Source organism: Pseudomonas citronellolis, from assembly GCF_029335315.1.
In the GTDB taxonomy this organism is placed as follows: Bacteria; Pseudomonadota; Gammaproteobacteria; order Pseudomonadales; family Pseudomonadaceae; genus Pseudomonas; species Pseudomonas citronellolis_A.
Map to the genome: position 1 here is coordinate 1 of NZ_JARJLT010000016.1, position 5801 is coordinate 5801.

Consider the following 5801-nt stretch of genomic DNA (forward strand, 5'->3'; position numbering starts at 1 on the left):
AAGGCCGTATGGCGGCATGATTAATGCGTTTTGGTGATTTAGGTGCTGCTGCTGCCCTGCGCTATAACCAAACAAAAAGGATCGAATCCTATGTTCAAGGGCGTGCCGTTCAAGGGGCTCCTGCTGGCGGGGCAGGGGAGTGGGTCGCGGACCGGGCGCAGGCGCTTCAACCTGCAGCGCTGGTTCTCCGTGGTGAGTCTGATCGTCATTTCCCTGGTGGCCCTGGGGCTGGGCACCATCTCCACGCGCTACGTGGTCAGCGAGAGCATCACCCGCGACGCGCTGCTCACCGCGCAGTTCGTCACCGCCATCGCCACCGCCGAGCTGCGCCACGTCGACGTCCCCGCCGTGCGCACCATGGGCGACCTGCTGGACACCCGCCGGCCGCTGGAGGGCACGCCGGAGGTCACCGAGTACCAGCGCGACCGCGCCCGCTGGGAGTTCCTCGACCACATCTCGCACCTGCCCGACGCCCTGCTGGTCAACGTCTACGCCGCCGACCGGCGGGTGATCTGGTCGAGCAACCCGGAGCTGATCGGCAAGGTGATGAAGGACAACGACGAGCTGGAGGAAGTGTTCAGCAGTCGCGAGCTGGTCGCCTCCAGCTACCACAAGGTCAAGCAGGGCAAGCTGGAGCAGCGCTTCCGCCGCCCGCCGGAGTACCTGTTCATCGAGAACTACATCCCGCTGTTCGACGCCGACCGTTCCGACGTGCTGGCGGTGGTGGAGGTGTACAAGGAACCCAAGGACCTGATCGCCCGCATCGAGCGTGGCTACCAGCTGATCTGGCTGGCCACCGCGGTGGGCGGCGGGCTGATCTACCTGGGCCTGTTCTGGATCGTCCGTCGCGCCTCGGTGCTGCTCAACGAACAGCAGCGCCAGCTGGTCACCAACGAGACCTTCGTGGTGCTCGGCGAGATGTCCTCGGCCATCGCCCACAGCCTGCGCAACCCGCTGGCGACCATCCGTTCCAGCGCCGAACTGGCCGAGGAAATCACCGAGGGGCCGGCGCGCAAGAACATCACCGACATCATTGGCCAGGTCGACCGCATGTCGAAGTGGGTACGCGAGTTGCTTGTCTCCTCCAGGCCCCTGAGCGGCGACGCCGAGGCGGTGGACCTGGTGGCCTCGCTGAACGAGGCGCTGGCCGGCTACGAGCAGCAGATGCGCGCCTGCAAGGTGCAGCTGCAGTTCGCGCCGCAGGCGGCGCCGGCGGTGGTGAGCCAGCCGGTGCTGCTCTCGCAGGTGCTCAACAGCCTGCTGGCCAACGCCGTGGAGGCGATGCCTGGCGGCGGGCAGCTGGCGGTGGACGTGCAGCCGGAGGAGAAGCGGGCGCGGGTGCGGGTGACCATCAGCGACAGCGGCCGGGGCATGACCCCGCAGCAGGAAGCCATGGCCTTCAAGCCCTTCTTCACCACCAAGCAGGGTGGCCTGGGGGTGGGCCTGGTGATGGTCAAGCGGATCATGGAACGCTTCGGCGGCGAGGTCGGCCTGAGCAGCCGGGAACAGTTCGGAACCAGCGTAAGCCTGGTCTTCAAGGTCGCGGAGGAAGGCAGCCATGGAACATAGCATTCTGCTGGTCGAGGATGACGAGCTGCTGGCCAGCAATATCCAGACGTACCTCGAGCGCAAGGACTTCGAAGTGGAGGTCTGCCACTCGGCCGAGGACGCCCTGCAGCGCCTGCGGGTGTTCCAGCCGGACGTGGTGCTCACCGACAACTCGCTGCCGGGCATCAGCGGCCACGAGCTGCTCAAGCGCCTGAGCCAGGAGGCGCCGGAACTGAAGCTGATCATGATGACCGGCTACGGCAACGTCGAGGACGCCGTGCTGGCGATGAAGGAGGGCGCCTTCCACTACCTGACCAAGCCGGTGGTGCTCACCGAGCTCAAGCTGCTGCTGGACAAGGCCCTGGACGCCGAGCGCCTGGAACGCAAGCTGTCGTTCTTCCAGGAACGCGCCGCGCATGATTCCGGCCTGCAGAACCTGATCGGCGAGTCGCCGGCGATGCAGACGGTGAAAGGGGTGATCCGGCAGATCCTCGACGCCGAGCGGCGCATGACCAGCAGCGACCTGCCGCCGGTACTGATCGAGGGCGAGACCGGCACCGGCAAGGAACTGGTGGCCCGCGCCCTGCATTTCGACGGGCCGCGCAGCAAGGGCCCGTTCGTCGAGTTCAACTGCGCCTCGATCCCCGCACACCTGATCGAGGCCGAGCTGTTCGGCCACGAGAAGGGCGCCTTCACCGACGCCAAGGAACGCCGCGTCGGCCTGGTGGAAGCCGCCGACGGCGGCACCCTGTTCCTCGACGAGGTCGGCGAGATGGACCTGGTGCTGCAGGCCAAGCTGCTCAAGCTGCTGGAGGACCGCTGCATCCGCCGGGTGGGGTCGGTGAAAGAGCGCAAGGTCGACCTGCGCATCATCAGCGCCACCAACTGCAACCTCGAACTGATGGTGCAGCAGGGCAAGTTCCGCCGCGACCTGTTCTTCCGCCTGCGCATCATCGCCATCCAGATGCCGCGCCTGTACCAGCGCGGCGACGACGTGCTGCTGCTGGCGCGGCATTTCCTGGTGCTGCACGGCAAGCGCTACGGCAAGCCCGAGCTGCGTTTCTCCGCCGACGCCGAGGCGCTGCTCAAGAGCTACAGTTGGCCGGGCAACGTGCGTGAGCTGCGCAACATGCTCGAGCAGACCGTGCTGCTGGCCCAGCAGCCGCTGATCGCGCCGCACCAGCTGAACATCTGCATGGGCCTCGGCGAGCCCTCGCTGCACACCGGCGCGCCGGTGCCGGCGGTGACCCCGCTGGTCGGCGGCGACCCGCTGGGCATGAGCCTGCCGGAGATCGAGCGCGAGGCGGTGGTGAAGATGCTCGACCGCACCGACTGGAACGTCACCAAGTCCGCGCGCCTGCTCGGCCTGACCCGCGACATGCTGCGCTACAAGATCGAGAAGCTGGGGCTGGTGCGACCGGAGCGCTGAGAGCCGGCGGACGTGGAAGAAGGGTTCGGTAATCGCCCCGCTTGGCGATTATCGGATTGATGCTCTGACAGGCAATTCGTACTGTGGGCCGTCCGCCCATCAGGGGCGCCGAATAACAACAATGAGCGACAGTCGCCGGTCCACGCTCCGGCGGCGCCCTCATTCCTGTCCGCCTGCAGGAATCCGCATGACCCAATCCGCCCGCCTGCCGTCCAGCGCCACCCTGGACGTGCAATCCTTCATCAACGCCCAGCCGCTGTCGCGCTACCAGCTGCGTATCGTCCTGCTGTGTTTCCTCATCGTCTTCCTCGACGGCCTCGACACCGCCGCCATGGGCTTCATCGCCCCGGCGCTGACCCAGGACTGGGGCATCGACCGCGCCAGCCTCGGCCCGGTGATGAGCGCCGCGCTGATCGGCATGGTGTTCGGCGCCCTCGGTTCCGGGCCGCTGGCCGACCGCTACGGGCGCAAGATCGTGCTGGTCGGCGCGGTCACGCTGTTCGGCGTGTTCAGCGTGCTCTCGGCCTTCAGCGGCACCCTCGACCAGCTGATGGCGCTGCGCCTGCTCACCGGCATCGGCCTGGGCGCGGCCATGCCCAACGCCACCACGCTGCTCGCCGAATACACCCCCGAGCGCCTCAAGTCGCTGCTGGTCACCAGCATGTTCTGCGGCTTCAACCTGGGCATGGCCGGCGGCGGCTTCATCTCCGCCAAGCTGATCCCGGCCTTCGGCTGGCACAGCCTGCTGCTGCTCGGCGGTGTGTTGCCGCTGGTCCTGGCCGTGGTGTTGCTGCTGTGGCTGCCGGAGTCGGCGCGGTTCCTGGTGGTGCGCAACCGCGGCGACGAACGCGTGCGCAAGGCCCTGGCGCCGATCGCCCCGGCGGACGTGGCCATGGCCGGTGGCTTCAGCGTGCCGGAACAGAACAGCGCGCCCAGCGGCAACGTGCTGCGGGTGGTCTTCGCCGGCCGCTACAGCGCCGGCACCCTGTTGCTGTGGCTGACCTATTTCATGGGGCTGGTGATCGTCTACCTGCTCACCAGCTGGCTGCCGACGCTGATGCGCGAAGGCGGCGCCAGCCTGGAACAGGCCGCCTTCATCGGCGCCCTGTTCCAGCTCGGCGGGGTGCTCAGCTCGGTGGCCGTGGGCTGGGCGATGGACCGCTTCAACCCGCACAAGGTGATAGGCGCGTTCTACTGCCTGGCCGGGGTCTTCGCCTACTGCGTGGGCCAGAGCCTGGGCACCCTCGGCGTGCTGGCCACCCTGGTGCTGGCCGCCGGCATGTGCGTGAACGGCGCACAGTCGGCCATGCCGTCGCTGGCGGCGCGCTTCTACCCGACCCAGGGGCGTGCCACCGGGGTGTCCTGGATGCTCGGCATCGGCCGCTTCGGCGCCATCCTCGGCGCCTGGATCGGCGCCACCCTGCTGGGCCTGGGCTGGAACTTCGAACAGGTGCTCACCGCCCTGGTGGTGCCGGCTGCCATCGCCAGCGCCGCGGTGGTGATCAAGGGCCTGGTCAGCCACGCCGACGCGACCTGAACCGTGGGTAAATGCGTGCGATAGCCGAACATCCGGACACAGCTCGAATTGCACTTTCGATCGCCTAACCCTTAGGGTTGCGCTACGGTACGCGGGCCTGCCGTCCCCGAATGCGGGGAGGCCCGCGCGACCGTCGGTCTTCGCCGGGCCCCGCCTTCCCGGCCACGGCTTAGACTGCAAGCACGAGCCGCGCCGCAGAGCGCGGACGATGACAACAAGAGTGAGTGCCTGTATGCAGAACCTGCTGAGCGAGCGCAGCCAGGTCTTCGAGCGCGCCGACCCCTATGCCGTGTCCGGCTACGTGAACCAGCACGTCGGCAACCATTGCCTGCGCCTGCCCACCCACGGCCGCCCCGAAGCCAGCCTCAACCACCGCAAGTTCTCCAGCCTCGACCTCTGCCGCATCCGCTACGGCACCAGTGTGCGGGTCACCTCGCCGGCGCTGGAAAGCATCTACCACCTGCAGGTGCTGCTCGAAGGCCATTGCCTGTGGCGCGGCCAGGGCCAGGAGCACTACCTGGAGCCCGGCGAGCTGTTGCTGATCAACCCGGACGACCCGGTCGACCTGACCTACTCGGACGACTGCGAGAAGTTCATCGTCAAGATTCCCACCGCGGTGCTCGAAAGCGTCTGCGCCGAGCAGCGCTGGACGCACCCGCGCCAGGGCCCGCGCTTCACCGAGAACCGCTATCGCCTGGGCGAGCTGGAAGGCTTCGTCAACCTGCTGGGCATGGTCTGCCTGGAAGCCGAGGCCGGCGAGCGCCTGCCGCGCGTGGAGGAGCACTACCAGCAGATAGTCGCCAGCAAGCTGCTGACCCTGCTGAAGACCAACGTCAGCCGCGAGTGCCTGGCCGCGCCCCTGGCCAGCTTCGAGCGCATCGACGACTACATCGGGCGCAACCTCAAGCAGGACATCGACATCGAGGAGCTGGCGCGCCAGGCGCGCATGAGCCTGCGCTCGCTCTACGCGCTGTTCGAACGCCACGCCAGCGCCACCCCGCGCCAGTACATCCGCCAGCGCAAGCTGGAGCGCATCCGCGCCAGCCTCGCCGACCCCAGCTGCAACGTGCGCAACGTCACCGAGCTGGCGCTGGACTACGGTTTCCTGCACCTGGGGCGCTTCTCCGAAAGCTACCGCCAGCAGTTCGGCGAGCTGCCCTCGGAAACCTTCAAGCGCCGCCACTGATACGCCCCGGCACCGTAGGAGCGCGCCATGCGCGCGAAGGTGGCTGTTCGGCGTGGCCGGTGAGTCCAATCGCGGACAAAGTCCGCTCCTACGCCCGCGCA

At 67.7% G+C, this 5801-nt stretch carries 4 protein-coding genes; all 4 read left to right on the plus strand.

The window, feature by feature from the left end; all coding sequences use genetic code 11:
- Positions 1–90 precede the first annotated feature (90 nt).
- The 4 genes from P3W75_RS00850 to P3W75_RS00865 all read left to right on the plus strand — a co-directional run bounded on the left by P3W75_RS00850 (position 91) and on the right by P3W75_RS00865 (position 5700).
- On the plus strand, positions 91–1569 hold the full coding sequence (locus tag P3W75_RS00850) for a sensor histidine kinase (RefSeq protein WP_276225474.1): 1479 nt from the start codon (positions 91–93) through the stop codon (positions 1567–1569).
- Positions 1559–2977: a sigma-54-dependent transcriptional regulator gene (locus P3W75_RS00855; protein WP_276225475.1), complete on the plus strand. Its 1419-nt coding sequence runs from the start codon at positions 1559–1561 to the stop codon at positions 2975–2977. Before P3W75_RS00850 ends, P3W75_RS00855 begins: the two co-directional genes overlap by 11 nt.
- 187 nt (positions 2978–3164) lie before the next feature.
- The gene (locus tag P3W75_RS00860; protein WP_276225476.1) at positions 3165–4514 is read left to right on the plus strand and encodes an MFS transporter; all 1350 of its coding nucleotides are present in this window, start codon (positions 3165–3167) and stop codon (positions 4512–4514) included.
- A gap of 232 nt (positions 4515–4746) precedes the next feature.
- Complete coding sequence (locus P3W75_RS00865) at positions 4747–5700, plus strand: AraC family transcriptional regulator (protein WP_276225477.1); 954 nt, start codon at positions 4747–4749, stop codon at positions 5698–5700.
- Positions 5701–5801: the final 101 nt, after the last annotated feature.

Coding starts and splice junctions, on each gene's coding strand:
- P3W75_RS00855 (WP_276225475.1), top strand. CDS start 1,559: ATGGAACATAGCATTCTGCTGGTCGAGGATGACGAGCTGCTGGCCAGC.
- P3W75_RS00865 (WP_276225477.1), top strand. CDS start 4,747: ATGCAGAACCTGCTGAGCGAGCGCAGCCAGGTCTTCGAGCGCGCCGAC.
- P3W75_RS00850 (WP_276225474.1), top strand. CDS start 91: ATGTTCAAGGGCGTGCCGTTCAAGGGGCTCCTGCTGGCGGGGCAGGGG.
- P3W75_RS00860 (WP_276225476.1), top strand. CDS start 3,165: ATGACCCAATCCGCCCGCCTGCCGTCCAGCGCCACCCTGGACGTGCAA.